Source organism: Paraburkholderia sp. BR10954, assembly GCF_040965775.1.
Taxonomy (GTDB): domain Bacteria; phylum Pseudomonadota; class Gammaproteobacteria; order Burkholderiales; family Burkholderiaceae; genus Paraburkholderia; species Paraburkholderia youngii.
The window spans coordinates 1-3066 of the sequence record NZ_JBFRCK010000135.1; the positions used below are offsets into that span (position 1 = coordinate 1).

Genomic DNA, 3066 nt, shown 5'->3' on the forward strand with positions numbered 1-3066 from the left:
CGTCGGAGCGGTGCATCCATGAGCTGTTCGAGGCGCAGGTGCGCCGGGCACCGGAGGCGGTGGCGCTGGTGCATGAGAACGAGAGACTGAGCTATGGGGAGCTCAATGCGCGGGCCAACCGGCTGGCCCATCATCTGATCGGGCTCGGGGTGAGGCCGGGCGATTGCATAGCTACTGTGCTTGACCGTTCCGTCAGTCTTGTAGCGGCGCAGCTTGCGATCCTGAAGGCGGGGGCAGTGTATGTACCGATTGATCGCGCCCTTCCACCTGCGCGGCAAGGATGGTTGATTGCCAACTGTGCTGCGCGCCTGGTGCTCGCCGAGAGGGACCATGATGATCTGTTTGAGGTGACGATTCCTGTTCTGGCTGTGGAAGCGCTGATGGCTGGAACGGGATCCAGTGCTGATCCAGGCCTTGCATTGAGCGCCGAGGCGGCCGCTTATGTGATGTACACCTCCGGGTCGACCGGCAGTCCGAAAGGAGTTGTTGTTCCGCATCGTGCTGTCAACCGGCTCGTGATCAACAATGGATATGCGAAGATCGGTGCCGGAGATCGTGTCGCCTTTGTCGCCAATCCTGCCTTCGACGCCAGCACATTTGAAGTCTGGGCGCCGCTGCTCAATGGTGGCTGCATCATTGCAATGGATGCCACCACCGTCATAGATGCTTCAACTTTTGCTAGGGCGCTTAAACAGCAACGGGTGACATCACTTTTTCTAACAACAGCATTATTCAACCAATATGCATCAGCGATTGCCCCAACGTTAGGACAACTTAAGTATCTCCTCTGTGGAGGCGAGCGCAATGACCTTTCCTCATTTCTGAGATTATTGAGAGAAGAAGGTCCTGTACGTCTCGTTCACTGCTACGGTCCGACCGAGACGACTACCTTCGCGACAGTCTACGAGGTCACCGCAAGTGATGAGACATTCCGCCGTCTCCCCATTGGGCGTCCGATCGCGAACACGCGGGTGTATCTTCTGGACGGTCATGGCGCGCCTGTTCCGTTCGGGGCGGTGGGTGAGCTTTACATTGGCGGAGCCGGCGTTGCGCGCGGGTATTTGAACCGGCCGGAGCTGACGGCGGAGCGGTTCATCGCCAGCCCCTTTGTGGCAGGCGACCGGCTGTACAAGACCGGGGATCTGGCGCGGTATCTGCCGGACGGCAATCTGGAGTTCCTGGGCCGCAACGACGAGCAGGTGAAGATCCGCGGCTTCCGGATTGAGCCAGGTGAGATCGCGGCGCGGCTTGCCGAGCACGCCTTGGTGCGCGAGGCGGTGGTGGTGGCGCGCGAGGACCGCCGCGGCGATAAACACCTTGTCGGCTATGTGGTGTGTGCGGCTGAAGCAGCTTCGAACGGGCCGGATGGCGGCGCGCTGGCCGGCGCGTTGCGCGCGCATGTGAGTGCGCACCTGCCGGACTACATGGTGCCGAGTGCGTTTGTGCGGATTGCGGCACTGCCCTTGACGCCGAACGGCAAGCTGGACCGCCAGGCGCTGCCGGCACCGGAGGATGAGGCGTATGCGCGGCGGAGCTACGAGCCGCCGCAAGGCGAGATCGAGACCGCGCTGGCAAAGCTCTGGGCGGAGCTTCTGGGGCTAGAGCGGGTCGGGCGGCACGACCACTTCTTCGAACTGGGCGGCCACTCGCTGCTGGCGGTGCAGTTGCTCAGTCGGGCAGTCGATCTCGGGCTCAAGTTCAGCGTCGCCGACCTCTTCCAAGCCCCCGTTCTAAAGGAACTTGCATCAAAGGTTCATTTGGAACCACAGCCCAGCAGCTCGGGAGTGATTTGTGTTTCTCGAGCAATCGGATCGCAGCCGCCGCTGTTCTTTGTTCCCACAGGTTTTGGCGATTGCTCCTATGTCCTTAGTTTGGTCCAGGAGATGGACGCAGGATGTCCTGTCTACGCTTTGACATGGCCGCCATTTAGTGAAGTTCAATTTCCAACTTTTAAAGAGATGGCCTCCCAACTCAATTTGGCAATTAGAGAGATCCAGCCACGAGGTCCATATCGCCTCGCTGGATACTCATCAGGAGGAATCTTGGCTTACGCAATTGCGCAACGGTTACTGGATCAAGACGAAACTGTTTCATTCCTCGCTCTAATTGACGTTGTACTATCTTCGCATCCATCAAGCGTATCGCCCACCCAAATGGTACAAGAAGTGTTCCTGGAATCTCTCAAAGTAGACGACGAGAGGTTCGAACTACTTGAACGCCTCTCTGGAAGAAGTTCAATTTCTAAATTCCTTGAAAAGGCACAGAAAATTGGAGTGATCCCTTTGGATCGCAACCTGCATAATGATATCCTGACGTATGAAAGGGCCATACAATTCCAACGGGCGCTGGACTCGTATCAAGTTCCGTCCCTCCCAATCGAGGCATACCAATTCTATGCCAATGAACCTCTTCGCCACAGGGCACGATCTCGCCAAAATTCTGCAGATCCAGAAGCATGCTCGCCTTTGCGGGGTTGGGACCGCGTTTTGAGTGCAAAGGCCATTCATGCCGTGCCGATTCCAGGTGACCATATAACTATGATGAATGTCCCCGCGAACCGCCAAGTTCTGGCTCGATGCCTATTAACGGCTCTTGGCCAGTCAGCGACGGGCGCCGAATAAAAGGTTCATAGGGCACAGGCGGAAACCTATGCCCATGAAATCGCTCTGAAACTACAAAGTGATTGGAGTATAGGAATCTCATCAAAGGCGTGGCTTGTGGAAACAGCAACAAGAGGTGATGACGATGCGCATTCCCAGCACCCGTTGGCCGAAGAGAATCAGTCGCAGGCCCCCACGAACCCAGATCATCGGGAAAGCCACGTTCTTACGGGGTTGCAAGGGGAGAGTCGAACAAGAACGGCGCTGGTATTGCGTTTACAGGTAGTGTCGCGATAAGGATGAAGTGTCGAGAAATTCCTAATCGATAAGAATGCTTATTGAGGTTGACCCGGTTCGACGGATAGATCTGTAGTTGAGGTTAATGCGGTGTGGCACCTCCCGATAAGATCAAATCGCGGGTTGTCCACGGCCGGGCGGCGGGTCGCCTGTCACGACCACGCTGCCC

At 57.1% G+C, this 3066-nt stretch carries 1 protein-coding gene; it reads left to right on the forward strand.

Annotated elements, in window-relative coordinates:
• Nucleotides 1-2621: amino acid adenylation domain-containing protein (locus AB4Y34_RS41300; protein ID WP_368719240.1), on the forward strand; the 2621-nt coding region annotated here is incomplete at its 5' end.
• Between the last annotated feature and the right edge of the window lie 445 nt (nucleotides 2622-3066).